This is a genomic window from Pseudarthrobacter ribosi, from assembly GCF_055412865.1.
In genome coordinates, this window is the sequence record NZ_JBVAYZ010000006.1 from 164,519 (window position 1) to 183,544 (window position 19,026).

At 67.6% G+C, this 19,026-nt stretch carries 18 protein-coding genes and 1 tRNA gene; 11 read left to right on the plus strand and 8 right to left on the minus strand.

The features are described from left to right. Positions 1–26: 26 nt before the first annotated feature. Entirely contained in the window at positions 27–1,154 is a 1,128-nt protein-coding gene (locus ACZYZ5_RS08640; protein WP_463900956.1) for an FUSC family protein, read from the minus strand. A 255-nt stretch (positions 1,155–1,409) separates the two neighbouring features. Here ACZYZ5_RS08640 and pstS point away from each other — a divergent pair, with 255 nt between their 5' ends. The 4 genes from pstS to pstB all read left to right on the plus strand — a co-directional run bounded on the left by pstS (position 1,410) and on the right by pstB (position 5,548). Further along, positions 1,410–2,528 (plus strand): phosphate ABC transporter substrate-binding protein PstS, encoded by a 1,119-nt coding sequence (gene pstS, locus ACZYZ5_RS08645; RefSeq protein ID WP_463900958.1) that lies wholly within the window; start codon positions 1,410–1,412, stop codon positions 2,526–2,528. A 142-nt stretch (positions 2,529–2,670) separates the two neighbouring features. Beyond that, a complete protein-coding gene (gene pstC, locus ACZYZ5_RS08650) occupies positions 2,671–3,603 on the plus strand; it encodes a phosphate ABC transporter permease subunit PstC (RefSeq protein ID WP_463900959.1) in 933 nt (310 codons plus the stop codon). Continuing rightward, positions 3,604–4,713, plus strand: coding sequence for a phosphate ABC transporter permease PstA (pstA, locus tag ACZYZ5_RS08655; protein WP_463900961.1), 1,110 nt, complete (start codon positions 3,604–3,606; stop codon positions 4,711–4,713). Between the two features lie 55 nt (positions 4,714–4,768). Further along, positions 4,769–5,548 (plus strand): phosphate ABC transporter ATP-binding protein PstB, encoded by a 780-nt coding sequence (gene pstB / locus ACZYZ5_RS08660; RefSeq protein WP_463900963.1) that lies wholly within the window; start codon positions 4,769–4,771, stop codon positions 5,546–5,548. 71 nt (positions 5,549–5,619) lie between these two features. Here pstB and ACZYZ5_RS08665 read toward each other — a convergent pair whose 3' ends face one another. From ACZYZ5_RS08665 to ACZYZ5_RS08675, 3 genes are all read right to left on the minus strand, one after another. Next, positions 5,620–6,636 carry an inorganic phosphate transporter gene (locus ACZYZ5_RS08665; RefSeq protein WP_463900964.1) on the minus strand — a complete coding sequence of 339 codons (1,017 nt, stop codon included), beginning with the start codon at positions 6,634–6,636 and terminating at the stop codon, positions 5,620–5,622. Position 6,637: 1 nt separating this feature from the next. Beyond that, positions 6,638–7,255: a DUF47 domain-containing protein gene (locus ACZYZ5_RS08670; RefSeq protein WP_463900966.1), complete on the minus strand. Its 618-nt coding sequence runs from the start codon at positions 7,253–7,255 to the stop codon at positions 6,638–6,640. Positions 7,256–7,354: 99 nt separating this feature from the next. Next, positions 7,355–8,095: an aquaporin gene (locus tag ACZYZ5_RS08675; protein WP_463900967.1), complete on the minus strand. Its 741-nt coding sequence runs from the start codon at positions 8,093–8,095 to the stop codon at positions 7,355–7,357. A 45-nt stretch (positions 8,096–8,140) separates the two neighbouring features. On the opposite strand from ACZYZ5_RS08675, the gene ACZYZ5_RS08680 reads away from it, so the two are divergent. The 3 genes from ACZYZ5_RS08680 to ACZYZ5_RS08690 all read left to right on the plus strand — a co-directional run bounded on the left by ACZYZ5_RS08680 (position 8,141) and on the right by ACZYZ5_RS08690 (position 9,778). After that, positions 8,141–8,809, plus strand: a complete 669-nt coding sequence (locus ACZYZ5_RS08680) for an arsenate reductase/protein-tyrosine-phosphatase family protein (protein ID WP_463900969.1) — start codon at positions 8,141–8,143, stop codon at positions 8,807–8,809. Positions 8,810–8,863: 54 nt separating this feature from the next. Beyond that, entirely contained in the window at positions 8,864–9,277 is a 414-nt protein-coding gene (locus ACZYZ5_RS08685; protein ID WP_463900971.1) for an arsenate reductase ArsC, read from the plus strand. 78 nt (positions 9,278–9,355) lie between these two features. Next, positions 9,356–9,778, plus strand: coding sequence for an arsenate-mycothiol transferase ArsC (locus ACZYZ5_RS08690; RefSeq protein ID WP_463900973.1), 423 nt, complete (start codon positions 9,356–9,358; stop codon positions 9,776–9,778). A 210-nt stretch (positions 9,779–9,988) separates the two neighbouring features. Here the strand turns inward: ACZYZ5_RS08690 and ACZYZ5_RS08695 are convergent, their stop codons facing one another. After that, the gene (locus tag ACZYZ5_RS08695) at positions 9,989–10,645 is read right to left on the minus strand and encodes a hypothetical protein (RefSeq protein WP_463900974.1); all 657 of its coding nucleotides are present in this window, start codon (positions 10,643–10,645) and stop codon (positions 9,989–9,991) included. A 214-nt stretch (positions 10,646–10,859) separates the two neighbouring features. Between ACZYZ5_RS08695 and ACZYZ5_RS08700 the strand changes: the two genes are divergently transcribed. Beyond that, positions 10,860–10,932: transfer RNA gene (locus ACZYZ5_RS08700), tRNA-Lys, on the plus strand. Positions 10,933–11,057: 125 nt separating this feature from the next. On the opposite strand, the gene ACZYZ5_RS08705 is transcribed toward ACZYZ5_RS08700, so the two are convergent. Further along, complete coding sequence (locus tag ACZYZ5_RS08705) at positions 11,058–12,470, minus strand: MFS transporter (protein WP_463900976.1); 1,413 nt, start codon at positions 12,468–12,470, stop codon at positions 11,058–11,060. A 150-nt stretch (positions 12,471–12,620) separates the two neighbouring features. Between ACZYZ5_RS08705 and ACZYZ5_RS08710 the strand changes: the two genes are divergently transcribed. After that, a complete protein-coding gene (locus ACZYZ5_RS08710) occupies positions 12,621–13,130 on the plus strand; it encodes a MarR family winged helix-turn-helix transcriptional regulator (RefSeq protein ID WP_463900977.1) in 510 nt (169 codons plus the stop codon). A gap of 78 nt (positions 13,131–13,208) precedes the next feature. Continuing rightward, complete coding sequence (locus ACZYZ5_RS08715; RefSeq protein WP_463900979.1) at positions 13,209–13,439, plus strand: hypothetical protein; 231 nt, start codon at positions 13,209–13,211, stop codon at positions 13,437–13,439. 9 nt (positions 13,440–13,448) lie between these two features. On the opposite strand, the gene ACZYZ5_RS08720 is transcribed toward ACZYZ5_RS08715, so the two are convergent. After that, the gene (locus tag ACZYZ5_RS08720; protein WP_463900980.1) at positions 13,449–14,594 is read right to left on the minus strand and encodes a GGDEF domain-containing protein; all 1,146 of its coding nucleotides are present in this window, start codon (positions 14,592–14,594) and stop codon (positions 13,449–13,451) included. A gap of 181 nt (positions 14,595–14,775) precedes the next feature. On the opposite strand from ACZYZ5_RS08720, the gene ACZYZ5_RS08725 reads away from it, so the two are divergent. Next, positions 14,776–15,798 carry a PHP domain-containing protein gene (locus ACZYZ5_RS08725; RefSeq protein WP_463900981.1) on the plus strand — a complete coding sequence of 341 codons (1,023 nt, stop codon included), beginning with the start codon at positions 14,776–14,778 and terminating at the stop codon, positions 15,796–15,798. A 163-nt stretch (positions 15,799–15,961) separates the two neighbouring features. On the opposite strand, the gene ACZYZ5_RS08730 is transcribed toward ACZYZ5_RS08725, so the two are convergent. Beyond that, complete coding sequence (locus ACZYZ5_RS08730; protein WP_463901114.1) at positions 15,962–18,979, minus strand: alpha-amylase family glycosyl hydrolase; 3,018 nt, start codon at positions 18,977–18,979, stop codon at positions 15,962–15,964. Between the last annotated feature and the right edge of the window lie 47 nt (positions 18,980–19,026).

The window sequence follows — 19,026 nt, forward strand, 5'->3', positions numbered from 1 at the left end:
AGCTACCGCGGTAGCTGGCGCGGCAGCTACAGCGGCGGCAGGATGTCCCGGGCTTCCCGGGAGTCGACGCCGGCCGCCTCCAGCAGGTCCACCATCAGCGGGCGGAACAGCATAACCACCGTTTCGCCCTCCAGCCGCTGCACGTCCAGCAGCCGCGGGTGCAGCCGGCCGGCGATTTCGCGCAGCTCCGTCCGGGCCGTCCGCAGGTGCGCGCGGCGGACGCCGTCGTGCACTTCCGCCAGGCCCAGGGAGAGCTCGTCGACGGCGTCGGCCGTGTCCTGGAGGACGTCGGCGATGTTCTGGGTGGCCTCGTCGGATAGCGCCGCATGGTTGATGGCGCTGGTCAGCCGGCGGGCGAAGACGCGGCTGTTACGCAGGGCAAGGTCGATGTAGTCCAGCGACTGCTCCATCTGGTCCAGCTCGTCCCGGTGCCGGCGGTAGGCCGGGGCAAGGGTGGCCACCTCGCCGGAGGCCCGCAGGGACTGGCGCATGACATCGATGAGGGGCTGGCAGTTCCGCCCGCGGATCAGCGCATGCCAGGCCTGGGTGGAGTCGCTGTAGCTCAGCGCGGAGGCGCATTCGCGCAGGACCTCGGCGAGTTCGTGCAGGAGCTTCTTGACGTCGTTGCGGGGTTCCCGGCGCGGGTCCTTCGGGATCAGGACCGTCACCAGCAGGGCGAACACGCCGCCCACGATAGCGTCGATGCTGCGGGTGAACGGCCCCCCGGCCGGCGCCGGCAGCAGCACCACCAGTAGGGACTGCAGCCCCAGCTGCGTGGTGAAAATGGTGCCGCTGTCCAGGAACCGTGCCAGCAGGATCGAGAACAGCAGCACGACGGCGGCCTGCCACATCCCGGCGCCCAGCCAGTGCAGCAGCAGGTCCCCGACCACAATGCCGATGGTGCAGCCCAGGCCGACCTCGATCACACGGCGCAGCCGCGGGTCCCGGGAGAAGCCCAGGGAGATGAGGGAGGACGTGGCGGCGAAGAGCGGGCCGCTGTGGCCCAGCACATACTCGGCAAACGCGTAGGCGCCGACGGCGCAGCCGGTCATCTGGATGGCCGGCCCCAGGGAGTTCCGGCTCCGGACCAGGCCCGTGCGGACGCGGCCGCGCACGAAGCGGGCGCTTACGGAAAGTCCAATAGCGGGGGCCATGCGCTCCAGTCTATTGGCCGCCGGGCCGGCGGACCCGTCAGCGGGAGGCCCTACGGCTGTGACGTGCCTGACGCAATGGGGCGCCGGCGGATGTAAGCCAATGTCCCGGCGTCGTTAACCCTTCGTTCATCTTGGTCGGCCATTGTCTTCATCTGGGGCACCTAGATTCAATGAAGGTACAAACCGTACGCATCCCTGCCCGGTCTTCTCCGGCCCGGCACGCATTCAGAAAATCCCTGGAAGGGGTACATCTAAGTGAAGGCACTCCGCTTCGGCCGCCACGCGGCTATCGCTGTCATCTCAGCCGGCGCTCTCGCGCTGACCGCCTGTGGCTCGGACAACGCAACGGGCACCGCTCCCGCCACCCCTGCCGCTTCGGGCGCCCAGGTTACGGGCACGCTGACTGGCATCGGCTCCTCCGCACAGGGTGCCGCCATGGACGCATGGAAGACCAACTTCGCCTCCGCGAATCAGGGCGCTACCGTGCAGTACTCCCCGGACGGTTCCGGCGCAGGCCGCAAGGCCCTCCTGGACGGGTCCGCCCAGTTCGGCGGCTCCGACGCCTACCTCAAGGACGACGAGTACGCTTCCTCCACTACCCAGTGCGGCCCCGACGGCGCCCTCAACATCCCGGTCTACATCTCCCCGATCGCCGTGGCATTCAACCTGCCCGACATCAAGGAACTCAACCTCGACGCCGTCACGGTCGCCAAGATCTTCCGCGGCGAGATCGCCACCTGGAACGACCCCGCGATCGCAGCCCAGAACCCGGACGCCACGCTCCCGGACCTCGCGGTCACCCCGGTGAACCGTTCAGATGACTCCGGCACGACGTCCAACTTCACCGACTACCTGGCCGCCGCCGCCCCCGAGGCCTGGACCGACAAGTCCTCCGGGGTCTGGCCGGCAACCCTTCAGGGCGAGAACGCCAAGGGCACCTCCGGTGTGGTCAAGACCGTCACCGACACCCCGGGAGCCGTGACCTACGCTGATGACTCTGCCGTGAGCGGCAAGCTGGGCGTCGCGCTGATCAAGGTGGGCGAGTCCTACACGAAGATCTCCGCCGAGGCTGCAGCCAAGGCAGTCGACGCCGGTAAGCCGGTTGAGGGCCGCAACGCCAACGACCTCTCCATCAAGCTGGACCGCGCGACCACCATCGAGGGCGCCTACCCGATCGTCCTGGTTTCCTTCCACGTCGTCTGCAGCGCCTACGCTGACCAGAAGACCGTCGACCTCGTGAAGGCCTTCGAGAGCTACGTCGTCTCCGACACCGGTCAGACCGCGGCCGCCGATGCCGCCAAGTCCGCGCCGCTGTCCAAGGACCTGCAGGACAAGGCCCTCAAGTCCATTGAGTCCATCAAGGTCAAGTCCTAGGGATCCCTAGCGCTGGCAGGCATAGTGGAAACACCAGCCTGCAACTGGTTCCCTGTCCCGGTCCGGCTGTCAACGACGGCCACCCCGGGGCAGGGAACCAGCGTGTTTGTCCGAAGTACACAAAGATCTGAAGGATCGTGAAGTGACCACCACCTCCCTGACCACGTCCCGGGGCGCAGGCCGCGCCGGAGATAAGGTCTTTTCCGCAGCCACCTTGGCCGCTGGGTGCCTGATCCTGGCCGTGCTCTTCGGAGTAGCGCTCTTTCTGCTCATCCAGGCCTTTCCCGCCCTTGTGGCCTCCCCGGAGGAGATCCAGGGCGGCGAAGGCTTTTTGGCCTACATCTGGCCGATCGTCATTGGCACCCTGATCGCAGCCGTCATCGCCCTCCTCATCGCCACACCGGTCGCGATTGGCGTCGCGCTGTTCATCTCGCACTTCGCCCCGCGCAAGCTCGCCTCCGGCCTGGGCTACGTGATCGACCTGCTGGCCGCGATCCCCTCCGTGGTCTACGGCGCCTGGGGCGCCGCGTTCCTGGCCAAGGAAATCTCACCGGCCTACAACTGGCTGGCCAACAACATGGGCTGGCTGCCGATCTTCCAGGGCCCGGCCTCGGCCACGGGCAAGACCATCCTGACCGCGGGAATCGTCCTGTCCGTCATGATCCTGCCCATTATCACCTCGCTGAGCCGCGAAATCTTCCTGCAGACCCCCAAGCTGCACGAAGAGGCCGCCTTGGCCCTCGGGGCCACCCGTTGGGAAATGATCCGGATGGCCGTGCTGCCGTTCGGCCGCCCCGGGATCATCAGTGCCGTCATGCTGGGCCTGGGCCGCGCCCTCGGCGAGACCATGGCCGTCGCGCTGGTGCTCTCCTCCGGCGCGCTGACCGCGAGCCTCATCCAGTCCGGCAACCAGACCATCGCCGCCGAAATCGCGCTGAACTTCCCCGAGGCCAGCGGCCTGAAGGTCAACACGCTGATTGCCGCCGGCCTGGTCCTGTTTGTCATCACCCTCGGCGTGAACATGATCGCGCGCTGGATTATCAGCCGGCACAAAGAATTTTCGGGAGCCAACTAAATGACCGCCACCCTGACCCCCGTCAAGAAGCGTTCGGCCCTCACCAAGGGCCAACTCCCGAAGTGGGCCCCCTACCTGGTTCTCGGCATCGCCCTGATCCTCGGTGCGGCGATCCTGGCCCTGATCGGTTTCCACGCCCTCGGCTGGGGACTCGTTTCGGCAATCATCTTCGCGATCGGTCTCGTCGGCTGGAGCACCGCCGTGGAAGGCTCCCGCCGCGCCAAGGACAAACTGGCCACCTGCCTGGTTGTCGGCGCGTTTCTCGTTGCGCTGCTGCCCCTGTTCTCCGTGATCTGGACGGTCCTCGTCAACGGCCTCCCGGGGCTCATGGACCCCGGTTTCCTCACCACCTCGATGAACGGCGTCACCGGCGCCTTCGACAACAAGACCGTCGAGGAAGGCGCCCCGGTGGTCGGCGGCATTTTCCACGCCCTGATCGGCACGCTGCTGATTACGGTGCTGGCGACCATCATCTCCGTGCCGGTGGGCCTGCTCACCGCCGTCTACCTGGTGGAGTACGGCAACGACCGCCCGCTGGCCCGCGCCATCACCTTCTTCGTGGACGTCATGACCGGCATCCCCTCGATCGTGGCCGGCCTGTTCGCGGCAGCGTTCTTCTTCGCCATCGTCGGGCCGGGCACCAAAACCGGGGCCGTCGCCGCCGTCGCGCTGTCCGTGCTGATGATCCCCGTGGTGGTCCGCTCCAGCGAGGAAATGCTCAAGATCGTCCCGAACGAACTCCGCGAGGCGGCCTACGCCCTGGGCGTCCGCAAATGGCGGACCATCCTCAAGGTGGTCATCCCGACGGCGATCTCCGGCATCGCCTCGGGCGTCACCCTCGCGATCGCCCGGGTGATCGGCGAAACGGCCCCGATCCTGGTCACCGCGGGCTTCGCCACCTCGATCAACTACAACGTCTTCAGCGGCTGGATGGCCTCACTGCCCACGTTCATCTACACGCAGATCCTCAACCCGACCTCGCCGTCGAACCCGGATCCGTCCTCGCAGCGCGCCTGGGGAGCCGCCCTGGTGCTCATCATCCTGGTTATGGTGCTCAACCTCGGCGCCCGCCTCATCGCGCGCATGTTCGCCCCCAAGACCGGCCGCTAGCCCGGCCCGGGGACCCAAATCTTCAGCCCGTACCTCCAGCAAGTGAAGGAACATCATGTCTAAGCGCATCGACGTCAAGGACCTGAACGTCTACTACAGCAAATTCCTGGCCGTCGAAGACGTCAACATCAACATCGAGGCCAAGTCCGTCACGGCCTTCATCGGGCCCTCCGGCTGCGGGAAGTCCACCTTCCTGCGCACCCTGAACCGGATGCATGAGGTGATCCCCGGCGCCCGGGTCGAGGGTGAGGTGCTGCTCGACGGCGACAACCTGTACGGCCCCGGCGTGGACCCGGTCACCGTCCGCTCGCAGATCGGCATGGTCTTCCAGCGGCCCAACCCGTTCCCCACGATGTCCATCCGCGACAACGTGCTCGCCGGCGTGAAGCTCAACAACCAAAAGATGTCCAAGGGGGAGGCCGACGTGCTGGTGGAACGCTCCCTGCAGGGCGCCAACCTCTGGAACGAGGTCAAGGACCGGCTGGCCAAGCCCGGCTCCGGGCTGTCCGGCGGCCAGCAGCAGCGGCTGTGCATCGCCCGGGCCATCGCCGTGGAACCGCAGGTCATCCTCATGGACGAGCCGTGCTCCGCGCTGGACCCGATCTCCACGCTCGCCATTGAGGACCTCATCAACGAGCTCAAGGACCAGTACACCGTGGTGATCGTGACCCACAATATGCAGCAGGCCGCCCGGGTCTCGAACAAGACGGCGTTCTTCAACATCGCCGGCACCGGAAAGCCGGGCCGGCTGATCGAATACGGCGAAACGCACACCATGTTCAGCAACCCGACCCAGAAGGCCACCGAGGACTACGTCTCCGGCCGCTTCGGATAACCCCCATCGATTGCTCCGCAGGTGCCGTTTTGAACCCTCAAAAGGGCACCTGTGGAGCAACCGACGGGTCTTTAGAGCGCCGCGAGCGGTGACAGGGACAGCTCCAGCACAAACGCGAGCGCCCCGGTGACCACCGGTGTGATCAGCCAGAACAGCAGCACCCGGATCACCACCTTCCGGTTGGTGGCAGGGAATTTCTGATTGGCGCCAGCGCCCAGCACGGCTGACGTGACCGTGTGTGTGGTGGAGATGGGCCAGTGCAGTCCGACGGCGCCCACCAGCAGGATGGCCGAGCTGAACAGCTGAGCCACGGAGCCGCGCAGGGGATCCATCCGGATCATCCGGTAGCCGATGGTGTAGGAGATCCGCCAGCCGCCGGCCAGGGTTCCGGCGGTCAGCAGGACCGCGGTGAACAGCGCCACCCAGATGGGCATCCCGCTGCCGTCGGACAGCCCCGCCGCCAGCAGCGCCAGGAGCAGGACGGCGCTGGTGCGCTGGCCGTCCTGCAGGCCGTGGGCCAACGCCACGGCGCCCGCGGCAATGCTCTGGGCCCTCCGGGAACGGGAGTTGACGACATTCGGCGGCGTGTACCGCGCGGCCCACGTCGCGGGCCAGACCAGCAGGTAGGCGCCCGCGAAGGCAAGCAGCGGGGAGAGCAGCAGCGGAAGCACCACCTGGAAAAGCAAGGACGTGTCGACGCCCCCGACGCCGTTCCCGCCGACAGCGACGCTCGCGACCCCGGCGCCGGCCAGCCCGCCGACGAGGGCGTGTGTCGAGGACGACGGGATGCCCCGCCACCAGGCGTAGATGCCCCAGATCACGGCACTGAGCAGTCCCGCCAGCAGGATGGTGAGCCCGTTCGCCCCGGCGGGGAGCTGCACCCAGGCCTGGCTGATGGCAAGGGCCAGGACGGCGCTCAGCCCGGCGCCGATGAAGTTGAAGAAGCCGGCCAGCAGCACCGCGACGGTGGGCGTGAGGGCCCGGGTACGGACGGCCAGTGCCACCGCCGCCGAAGCGTCCCTGAAGCCGTTCAGGAAGGCGAATGCCCCGGCGAAGACCACCACCAGGGCAAACAGGAAGATGATCACGTCAGGATTCCTTGACGATGATGCTGCCCACCTGTGTCGCGACCTTCCGCAGGTCCCTGGTGACGTCGACCAGCTGCTCGGCGATGTCCCGGGTGCGTGCGTACCGCGCCGACTTCATTTCGGTGAGCATGTCCGCCACCCAGACCCGGTGGGAGCGCTCGGCGCGCTTGGACAGGCGGAGGACCTCGATCCAGTAGTCCTCGAGATCGTCCAGGTTGTCGAGCCGCCGCATGGCGTCAACGGTGAGTTCGGCCTGCCTGCTGATGATTTCCAGCTGGTCCGCGGCGCGCTTGGGCAGCCGGTCCAGTTTGTAGAGCGACACCAGGTCCGCGGCGGCGTCGAGTTTTTCCATCGCCTCGTTGAGGTACCGCGAGAGGGCATACATGTCCTCGCGGGGGAGCGGGTTCACAAACGAGGTCCGCATGTGGGTCAGCAGCGCGAAGTGCAGCTCCGCGGACTTGGCCTCATGGTTGTGCATGTCCTCCACCAGCCGGGCATTCTCACTGGCCGGTGCGCCAAGGATCTCCGACAGGGTGCCCGTGGCGAGCACAATCTGGCTTGCCAGCTGGGCGAGGAGATTCAGCCCGGCGGGCTCCTGGGGGAAAAGGCGCAGCTTCACGTGTGATTACCGGTCTTCGGGAGGGAGGTGCACGGGCGGTGGCGGCCGGGCATGTGTGGTGAGGGTGACCCGCGCCTGAGGATTACTTTACCGCCAGCGTCACCTTGAGCTGGTCCTTTCGGAACTGTGTGGCAGGACGACGTCGTCTGCGGCGCGGGCCGCGGACGGGAACAGGATGAGGAGGAGGCCAAGGCCCACTGCCGCACCGACCAGCTGAGCGAGGACGAATCCCGGAACGGACGCCGGTGCGATGCCGGCGAAGGTGTCACTGAAGATGCGGCCGACCGTCACGGCCGGGTTCGCGAATGACGTCGAGGACGTGAACCAGTACGCGGCCCCGATGTACGCGCCCACCGCCGGTGCGGCGAGGGCGCCACGCTTGGTGGCTGCGAGGGCGAAGATCAGCAGGACCAGCCCGGCGGTCGCGATGACCTCGCCCAGCAGGTGCCCCGCGGTTGCCCGCTCTTTTGTGGAGATGGAGGTACCCACCTCAAACATGGCATTCGCGACCACGCTGCCACTGACCGCACCCACGGTCTGGGCAACTGCATAGGCGCCCAGCTCCGGCAGCGTCAGCCCGGTGCCGCTGCGGCGGCCCAGGATCCAGTCTGCAATGGAGACGACGGGGTTGAAATGCGCGCCGCTCACGGGCCCGAGCATCAGGATCAGGACCGTCAGGCCCAGCACCGTGGCGGTGCTGTTCTGGAGCAACTGCAGGCCAACGTCATTGGGGGAGAGCTGCTGGGCGGCGATCCCGGAGCCCACGACGATGGTAACGAGCAGGCTGGTGCCGAGCAGTTCGGCGATGGCACGGCGCCACAGCGGCGGGTTGGAAGTCATGGCAACAGCTTGACCGAAGGAAGTAACTCAGTCAAAATTGAATCAATGAACATTGAGCAAGTAGACGGGTTTCGGACGCGGGTGGCCAAGCACGCGGCCCTCGCCGACCCTGCGCGGCTGCGCATGGTTGATCTGCTGACCCTCGGGGACTTCTCCCCGACGGAGCTGCAGGCGGAGCTGCGAATGCCGTCGAATCTACTTTCGCACCATCTGCGCGCCCTGGAAGAAGCCGGACTGGTGATCCGGCACCGCTCCGAAGCGGATAGGCGCCGCAGCTATATCCGGCTTGCTGCCGGCGCCCTGGAGGGCCTGGTGCCGGGGGCCGAACACGGGGCCCGCCGGCTCCTGTTCGTCTGCACGCGGAACAGCGCACGGTCCCAGCTGGCCGCCGCGCTCTGGCAGCAGGTCAGCGACATCCCCTCGACGTCGGCCGGGACGCATCCCGCGGACCGCGTCGCCCAGGGTGCCATCGAGGTCGCCCGCCGCCACGGCGTGGACCTCGCAGATCTTCCTCCGCGCAGGCTCGAGCAGGTGGCGGGGGACCTGGTGGTGACCGTGTGCGACAACGCGCACGAGGAACTGGGCGGACTCGGCGGCGTGCACTGGTCGGTGCCGGATCCGCTGCGCCTGGGTACCGAGGAAGCCTTCGAGAAGGCTTTCGATGACATTGCCCACCGGATCACTGACCTCGCACCCCGCGTGCTCGCTGCCTAACGTATCCCCGATGCCCGCCATCACCCGTCACCGAACTGTTTCCAGGAGACCCGCATGACCGCCGCAACCGCCAGGAAGCCCTCCGTACTGTTCGTCTGCGTCCACAACGCCGGCCGCTCGCAGATGGCCGCCGCGTTCCTCACCGCCCTGTCCCAGGGCGCCATCGAGGTCCGCTCCGCCGGCTCCCAGCCCGCCGAGAAGGTCAACCCGGCCGCCGTCGAGGCCATGGCCGAACTCGGTATCGACATGTCCGCCGAGATCCCCAAGGTCCTCACCACCAGGGCCGTTAAGGACTCCGACATCGTCATCACCATGGGCTGCGGCGACACCTGCCCGATTTTCCCGGGCAAGCGCTACGAGGACTGGGAACTCGAGGACCCGGCCGGGCAGGGCGTCGAGTCCGTCCGCCCGATCCGCGACGACATCAAGACCCGCGTCGAGGCCCTGATCGCTTCCCTTGGAGGCTGAGATGACTGAACCACACGAACCCCGTTACGAATCCCGCCGCGGACTGAGCCCCCACGCAGACAAGGAAGAAGCAAACGCATGACGCAGACCGCGAAAACCCCCAGCATCCTGTTCGTCTGCAGCAAGAACGGTGGGAAATCCCAGCTCGCCGCCGGAATGATGAACCAGCTCGCTAATGGAACCGTCACGGTGCACTCCGCCGGGACCAAACCCGGCAAGTCGCTGAACCCCCAGTCCGTGGATGCGCTGGCCGAACTCGGCATCGACATCACCGGCGAACAGCCCAAGCCCGTCACCGACCAGTTGCTGGACGGGGTCGACGTCGTGATCGTCCTGGGCAACGAGGCAAAGGTCCAAGCCCCCGAGGGCAAGCGGCTCGAGGTCTGGGATACCGACGAGCCGTCCGAGCGCGGCATCGAAGGCATGGAACGGATGCGGCTGGTCCGGGATGACATCAGGGCCCGCGTCCAGAAATTGCATGCGGAGCTCACCCGGAACTGACCGGAACTCACCCGGAACTGACTGTGGGCATGAAAATGGTGCCGAACCGGAGACGCCTCTCGGCGGTAGGCCGCTCTAGGCGGCTAGATGTTGAAGCCCGGGGGTTTCGCGGTTCGGCACCGCCTTTAGTTTTCTACGTGACCGGGGACAAGTCAACATTGACAGTCCGCGGGCGGCGTGCCTGCCGGGGGTACGGCGGCGTGCGAGGACTCAGTCCAGTTCGCCCAGGCGCCAGGCGTTGGCGGCATGCTCGAGGTCCTCGGCGGTCTTGACCAGGAGGTGCGAATTGCGCGTGAGCTTGCTCGCGTGGATCTCGTTGCTGTGCTCGGCGCCGTCGGCGAGGGTGGCCTGGCCCAGCGCCACCACGCGGCAGAACGCGGCAGAGCGTTCCAGCGCGACGTCGAACTCGCCGTCGAACGCTCCGGACAGGATGGCGTCCGCCATCGACTTCATCTCGTCCGCCCCGGGCGGCTCGGCGGCGCCGGCGACCACGTGGGACACCTGCGCGGTGTCCTTGCCGGCCTTGAAGTAGACGGAAATCCGCTCCGGGTCCTGGATGGTGGCGGCGCGGATGGCGTACAGGCGCCAGAGCGCCCCCGGGAGCGAGCGTGCCGGGCTTTCGGCCCACATCTCTGCGATGGCTTCCAGGCCCTGCTCGTCGGCGAGCTTCACGAGCCGTTTGGTCACCACGGGGTCGTCGCTGTCGCGTCCGCGGCGCACGAGGGCCTGGGCGGCGAGATGGGCGGCCTCGGAGATGCGGGCAGGATCGGCCCCGCCCGCGAAGGGCTCAAAGTCAATCGGGGCGAAGGGCTTCGGCTTGTGGTGCCGGTGCGGTCCGGGGGCGCTGGATCCTGCTTGCTCGCTCATGCCACCACGCTACTCCAGTGCTGTCGGGGAATCGAGCGTGGGCACCGGCCGCGCAGGGCTTGTTCGGGGCCCTGGCTCCCGCGCGCGACGGCGGCGTCCCCGCCCGGTGCGCAAAACCCGCCCCGGTCTGGGGTACAGTGTTAACGTTCAGAAATGGACTGGGCTGATCAGCCCTTGGACAGCGGATTTATCCGTTGTTTCGGGGCCTTGGCTGGGGCCTTTAGCTCAGTTGGTAGAGCATCGGACTTTTAATCCGTGGGTCGTGGGTTCGATCCCCACAGGGCCCACCCGCGGAGCAGGCCAGAGGCATTTTGCCTCTGGCCTGCTTTTGTTTTAAGCGCTGCGCGGGCCGAGCGGGGCCATGCCCGCATTTGCGCACCGGGGATCAGGTGGCCCCGGCCGCCGTCCGGACTCAGCCAGGGGACGAGGAGGTGGTGTTCGCCTCCGCCGACGCCGCTGCTGCCGTCTCGGCATACGTCGCCGAGACCCGGCGATACACAGGGGTCAGGAAGGCCAGCAGCGCGGCCGCGACCATGATGATCCCAGCGATCAGGAACACCAAAGCGATCCCGCGGGAGGTGCCCTCGCCCAGCAGCGGGGCCAGCTGGGCGGCGCCCTCGGCGGACCTCGCGTACGGGATGATCCAGACTTGGGCGATCGGCGCGACGAGGAACGCGGTGATCGGCGCTGCCGCGGACTCGAACGCCATGGCGAACCCGAACACCCGGCCCTGCCGCTGCAGAGGCACCACCTGCTGGATGATCGTCTGCTCGGCGGCCTCCACGAAAGGCACCAGGACCAGGTACAGCCAGATCCCCGCGATGTACAGCCATGCCCACTCCCGCAGGGTGAACACCGCGCCGAGGACCCCCATCAGGATCACCGCGAGGAGCATGGTGCGCAGCGGGTTGGACCCGAGTCCGAACTTGCCGATCAGCGCCCCGCCCACGATGAACCCAGTGGCGCCGAGCGCAAAGTAGGTCCCCCACAGCTCCACGGGGAACATTTCCAGGCCGTAGGGATCCATCAACGCCAGGTAGACGCCGCCGATGAAGTTGTTGAACGTGGAGAAAAGGATCAGCGCGAACAGCCCGGGAATTGCCAGCACGGCGGCGAGGGAGCCGCGCAGGTCGAATCCGCCGTGCGCGTCCGTGGCGGCCGCGCGCACCTCCTCGGGCATGCGCAGCGTGAGCAGGTGCGCGAATGCCAGCGCCGTGAGCACGATGGCGACGGCGATCGTCCAGCCCATGCCCAGCAGCCCGACCGACAGCCCGGAGAGCACCGAGGTGATGATGAACATCAGTCCCTGCACCATGCCCACCAGTCCGTTGGCGTTGGCCCGCCGCTCCGGTTCGATGAGGATGGTGACCGTGGTGGAGAGGGCAATGTTGCGCATGTTTTCCACCACGGCACCGATCAGGATGACCAGGGCGAAGACCCAGAACCACGGCTCTGTCAGGTCCAGCAGCAGGGCGGTGGGTGTCAGCAGGAACATGACCCCGGACAGGGCGAACATCGCCAGGGTGAAGCCGGCGGCGAAGCGCATCACGGCCAGCTTGCGGTAGCGGTCCACGAAAGTGCCGAAGCTGATGCTGGAAAGGGCGATCAACAGCATGTACGCGCCGCCGATCACTCCGGTGGCGATAACGTTGCGCGTCTGCAGGTACACCCAGAACGTCAGGGCGAACCACAGGTAGCTGGTCGTGATGTTGGCGAGGGCGGTGTTCACCAGGATCCCGGCGAAGGTGCGGAACCGCTGCGCCGGACTCCGCAGGGACGTGTCGATGGCAGCGGCCCTGGGCGGGGCCGGGTCCTGCTCGGTCATGCGTCCCAGTTTACTGAGAACTGACGGGAGCGAACATGGGGTTGCGGTGTGCAGAGGCCGCGAAACGGGTCCCGCTCCGGGCCTCATCCGGCGCCCGGCCAGAGGGAGAACGCACGATGGACTAGTTATCAGTTCAGCTAGGATTGCCGGATGAACGCGCGCAGCCCCTCCGGTTCCGGGTACTGGTACGGCCCCGACGACAGGCTCGACGCGCCCGGCGCCGTGCTGCAGGCGCTGCGTGAATACCGCAATGCGGAGGTCGCCCGGCGGCGCTCCACGCGGGATTCCATGGGGATGGGCGAGACGGACCTGCTGGCGCTGAGGTACCTGCTGCGCGCCCAGGCCAGCGGCGAGCGGGTGGGGCCCAAGGACCTCAGCCGCGTCCTGGGCATCACCACGGCCTCCACCACGTCGTTGATCGACCGTCTCGTGGGCAGCGGCCACGTCCGGCGCGAGCCCCACCCCACGGACCGGCGCTCCCTGGTGATCGTTCCAACGGTGGCCACGGATGCGGCGGTGCGGGCCACGCTGGGGGACATGCACCGGCGGATGATGGCCGTCGCGGAGGCCCTGAGCGCCGAGGAGGCGCGGACCGTGGTCAGCTTCCTGCGGCGGATGAGTGAAGCCGTCACGGAGCCCCCGCACCACTCCGCTGACTAGCGACCGGAAACTAGCTAGTCTGACTAGTTATATGTATGCTTACTAACTATGTCTGATATGTGTTTTCCCGGCGGCGCCGTGACTGAACTGGCCCCCGCCTCCGTGCCTGCCGTGCAGTCCCTGGCCGCGCCGGTCCACTGCGGGCTGCCAATGGAGTGGAAGCCGCCGGCGTCGGCCACCATGTCCCTGTACTCCTTCGCGCCGGCCGATGCCGCGGCAGAGTTGCCGCCGCTCTGGCGCTGCGGCTGCGGCTTCCAGCTGGACGGAATCATTCGCCCGTCCGGACTCCTGTCCGGGCTCAGCCGGTGACCCCGCCCGCTACCCGACCACCGCCCGGTTACGCCCTTCCGCCTTGGCGTCGTACAGCGCCCGGTCGGCATCCCGGAGGAGGCGCTGGAGCCCCGCGTTCCGGTCACGAGTGCCGACGACGCCGAAGCTCGCCGTCGGCGTGTCCACGCCGGCGGGCAGGGACGGGTGTTCGGCCAGGGAGGCATTGATCCGGCCCGCGATTCGGACGCCTTCTTCGGCGTCGACGCCGTCGAGCAGCAGCGCAAATTCCTCCCCGCCGTAGCGGCCCACCAGGTCCGCGTCCCGCACGGCGGAACGGCAGGCATCAGCGAAAGCCCGGATGACGCCGTCGCCCGCGTCATGCCCGAAGCGGTCATTGATGGCTTTGAAGCGGTCCAGGTCCGCCATCACAATCACGGTGTCGACGCCGGCCGCGAAGTTGGCCCGGAGCCTGCGCTGGGCCTGGTGCATGAACTCCCCGCGGTTCAGCAGCCCGGTCAGTCCGTCACGGTGGGCCAGCTCCTGCAGGTCCTCGGTCCGGCGGGCGTAGTTCAGCGAGGTGATGCTGGACGAGACGACCACCAGCAGGACCATGGCCATCAGCAGCGTCACACCGGTGCCGAACAGCACCTGGAACAGCGGATCCTCCGGACCCAGCACCGCCAGCCCCACCATCCGGCTCAGGTAATACCCGGCGCAGACAGCCGTTGCGACCGCGAGGGACCGGACCAGATGCCAGGAATCCGCCCGCTCACGCCACAGCTCCACGGACGCGAGACCGATCGCGGCCCCCATCAGTGCCAGGAGGACAATGCTGCCGATCCGGGCCGTGCCTGAGTAGCGGACCGAGGCGTCGATGGCGTAGGCCGCCGTTGCCGAGATCCCCAACAGCCAGGGCCGGACCCGCCGGCCGGCCAGCGAGCGGGTCCCGGCCCAGACGCAGCCGGAGCCCAGCACCATCACACCGTTGCCCACGCTGGTCGCCCAGGTCACGTCCCGGACCTCGCCCATGAAGTAGAACGCGGCGGCCAGGAAGAACGAGGCGACAGCCGCGCACCACCAGCCGGCAAAGGGAGCCCTGCTCGGGCGGTAGGTGTCGAAGTAGAAAAGGACCAGCATCGTCAGCGTCATCACGGCGAAAACCACCATGAGTGTTGACCGGTCGAGAAGCACCATAACTTGAAGATTCCCTGCTGCTGGAGCGGCCCTCCCCATGGACCGGCGGCGTAGTTCCCCACCGGTTCAGGCCCCGGCCGGGACCAGTCTCTCAGAACGCCGCCCCCGCCGCCCGCAGCGGCGCGACATCGGGACGCCGCCGGGGTCCCCCTAGCGGCCGGCCGGGGTGCAAGATGGTGGCATGGATGCTGTCGACGCCCTCAACGAGATTGCGTTCTGGCTCGAACGCGAGCTCGCCCCGACGTTCAAGATCCAGGCGTTCCGCAAAGCCGCCGGAATCATTGCCGGCTTCGGGCCGGAGGAGCTTGCGGCACGGGCCGGGGACGGCCGGCTCAGAAGGACCAAGGGGATCGGCGACCGCACGTACCAGGTCATCAAGGAGGCGCTCGACGGCGGCGTGCCGGAGTACCTGAGCGGACTGCGTAGCCGGGGAGCCCGGCCGCTGGTGCCCGGCGGGCACGAGCTGCTCGCCGTGCTGCGCGGCGACCTGCACAGCCACAGTGACTGGTCCGACGGCGGATCCCCGATCGAGGCCATGGTCGACGCCGCCAGGCTGCTGGGCCGCGAATACCTCGCACTGACCGATCATTCGCCCAACCTCAAGATTGCCAACGGGCTGAGCGGCGAGCGGCTCGCCGAGCAACTCGACATCGTCGCGGAGATCAATGACCGCACCGACGGCGGTTTCCGCCTCCTGCGCGGGATCGAGGCCGACATCCTCGAGGACGGCAGCCTGGACCAGACCCCCGAGATGCTGGACCGGCTGGATGTCGTGGTCGCGAGCGTGCATTCGAAGCTTCGCGCGGACAAACGCACCATGACCCGGCGGATGCTCGGCGCGATCGCGGACCCGCACATGAACGTGCTCGGCCACTGCACGGGCCGGCTTATCCAGGGCGGCCGGGGAACGCGTCCGGCGTCGGAATTCGACGCCCGGGAGGTCTTCGCTGCCTGCGCGGAGCACAACGTCGCCGTCGAAATCAACGCCCGGCCCGAACGCCAGGACCCTCCGGGTGCCCTCATTGAGGTGGCCCTCGATGCCGGCTGCCTGTTCAGCATCAACAGCGACGCCCACGCCCCGGGACAGCTCGATTTCCTGCAGTACGGTGCCGAGCGCGCGGACCGCAACGGCGTGCCGGCGGAGCGGATCATCACCAGCTGGCCCCTGGAGCGCCTGCTGGAATGGGCGGCGTCGAAGCGCTGACCTACCCGGGGGGACATGCCCTCCGCGTGCGGGGAAGGCTGGACATGGTGCCCTTATGCCCAGTGTTCGGCGCGGGGACTGGGCATGTCCCGCGGTCAGGGTCGCTGCTGAAGAACCGAAGGCCGGACGCACCGAGGTGCGTCCCGGCCCCGGAGGCCATGACTTAGCCGGCGCGGATGAGGTGGCTGGCGTGGTCGTAACGGAAGGTGATCTGCCCGCCGTCGTGCGTGATGTTGACGTTCCCGCCGCCGGGTGCGCCGCCTGCCCCGTAGTTCTCCGTCCACGAGCGGTTGAGGGCCGCTTTGAACCCGTAGCCTCCCGCCGGCAGGGTGGTAGTCAGCTTCCAGACCAGGTCCGTGGGATCCAGGGCCAGCTGCGCCAGGTCACACTCCGGCATCCAGTCACCCGTGCAGCCGAGTTCCGAGTTCATGTCGCCCGCCGCCGCGACGGCCCCCGGCTGCTGCGAGGCGTAGACGGCGCCGAGCAGGTGCGTGCTGTTGTCATAGCGGAAGGTGACCGGGCCGCCGGGGTGGCTCAGCGTGATGTTGTTGCCGTTCAACGCTCCGCCGGCACCGTAGTTCTCGGTCCACGATCCGCTGAGGGCGGCTTTGAACTCGTAGCTGCCGGCGGGCAGATCAGCGGTCAGCCGCCAGATACTGTCTGCCGGATCCAGGGTCATGAACGCGCTCTGGCAATCGGGCAGCCAATCACCCGGGCAGCCCATTTCCGAGTTCAGGCTGCCGGCCACGGAGACCGACGCCGGCTGCGGAAGCTCCCCGGCCACGACGGTGCGGGTCTCGCTGACCACCTCACCCGCGCCCGGGACGCTCATCAGCGCCCGGTAGCGGAGCTGGGTGCCGTCCGGCACGGCCAGCGCGCCCAGATCATCGACGGTGGTGTAGGCGGGGGAGGAGCTATCCTCGCCGACGTTCGACCATTCGCCGCCGCTGATGCTGCGTTCGAAGCGGACGACGTGGTCGGCCTTTTCCGGGCTGGCAACCGCACTGACCTCAACCTTGCCGTTGACGCTGCTGCCCTCCCTGGGGGCCACCAGACTCAGCACCGGGGCCGGGACCGTACCCGTGCGGGGCGGGCTCACGGAGGTGTGCCCGCCGTTGTCCAGCACCACCGCACGGTATTCCAGGCCAGTTCCGGCGTTGAGTCCGGCGACGTCGTGGAAGACCTGGTACGGGGCGGTGTCATCGGTGCCGATCGACGCCCACGCGCCGCCGGCGCTGCGTGCCTGGAACGTCACCTCGTAGAACGAACTGCCGCCGACGTCGGCTCCAATCCGCAGGCGGCCATTGTCCCCGGCGGCCGGAGCCGGATCCTGGAGCGCGACGGCGGGGGCCGCCTTGGAGCGCGGGATGCGGCCGGAGGATTCGTACACGACTGCGGAGAGCGGCGGCACCGTCACGGTGAGCTTGCCGGCCGCGTCGGTCCTGGATTCCGCCGAGGCATCCCCGTAGATCCGGCTGAACGTCCGCTTGCCCACATAGGTCGGCACGGCGGCTGTCTGGGGCTGTTCGCTGTTGTTGACCGAGACCACGTACTCGCGCTGGTCCCGGGCATCGATCCTGGTGAAGGCGTAAACGCCGGACTCCTCGGAGGCGTAGCGGTTCTGGTGGGCGCCGTTCCGCAGCGCCGGGTGCTCGGACGTCAGCGCGGCGAGGGCGCTGATGCCGGTGTAGAGCGGGTGGGCCGGGTCGAAGTTGTCCGTCGCGTGGGTGGCGTCGGTGCCGAGAAGGTCGTCGTCGAGATAGTCCGCGACCCGGCTCGCAAAGAGCGTCTGGCGCGCATCCTGGTCCCCGCCCGGGCCGGTGAATCCCTGTTCGTCGCCGTAGTAGACGACCGGGTTGCCGCGGGAGAAGTACATCAGCTCATGGGCGAGCCGGTCGCGGGCGACGCGTTCGGCGTCGTCCGCCTGCGGATTGTCCGCGGTGATGAAGCTGCCGATCCGGCCCATGTCGTGGTTCCCGAGGAAGGTGGGCAGCTGGTAGACATTGGAGTCCGCGTCGGTGTACCAGTCGTCCCCTGCGAAAAAGGTCTCCAGGCCCTTCGCGGTCTGGCCCCGGGATGCGAAGTTGCGGGCTGCGTCCTGGAACGGGAAATCCAGCACGGCCTGCATCTTGTTGCGGGTGGTGAACTGCGAGGTGAAGCTCTTGGAGGTGTCGAAGACCTCACCAAACATAAAGAACTCGTCCTTGCCCTGGGCCTTGGCGTAGTCGAGGACTTCCGGACCGAACTTCTGCCAGAACTCGTCGTTGACGTGCTTCATGGTGTCGATCCGGAAGCCGTCCACGCCGAAATCCCGGATCCAGTCCTTGTAGATGTTGATCATTCCGTCGACCACCTTCGGGTGCTCGGTGAAGAGGTCATCGAGGCCGAAGAAGTCCCCGTAGAAGGAGTTCTCGCCTTCAAAGGTGGTGTCGCCGCGGTTGTGATAGAGCGTCGGGTCGTTGAGCCAGTCGGGAACTTTGAGTTTCTCTTCCCCGGGCGCCAGGAGGGGCGTGTAGGGGAAGGACGTCGCCGCATCCAGGGCCGGGAAGTCCTCCGTGCCGGCGTAGTCGCGGTCGTCGAAGGGGGCCCCGGCGGCGGTCCGGTAGGGGGCGGCGTCCTTGGACTTGTAGGTAGCGCGGTCCTTGTACTCGTCCCCGTCCTTGTAGCTGATGACGTCTGCGGTGTGGTTGGTGATGATGTCGAAGTAGACCTTCATGCCGCGGGAATGGGCCTCGTCGATGAGCGCCTTCAGCTCCTCGTTGGTGCCCAGGTGCGGATCGATCTGGGTGAAGTCGGTGATCCAGTAGCCGTGGTAGCCGGCCGACTTGTCCTCCTGCTGGACCGTCTTGTTCTTGAAGCTCGGGGTGAGCCAGATGGAAGTGGTTCCGAGGCCCTGGATGTAGTCGATCTTCTCCCGCAGGCCTTTGAGGTCCCCGCCGTTGTAGAAGCCCTTTTTGGTCGGGTCGAAGCCGGAGACCATCGGGTCCTGTCCGAGGCCGCCGTCGTCATTGGCGGTGCTGCCGTTGTTGAAGCGGTCCGCCATCACGAAATAGAAACGCTCGTCCGTCACCGGGCCGCGGAGCGAGTGGTCGGCCGAAGCACCGTCCGGGTCCGGTGCGGCCTGGGCTGCCGGTATCGGGGCGACGACGGCAGCTGCCGCGGTCACGAGCGCCGCCGTAATGGCGGCTCCGCTGCGGAGGAATACGGTATGCCACGCCCGGTGGCGGG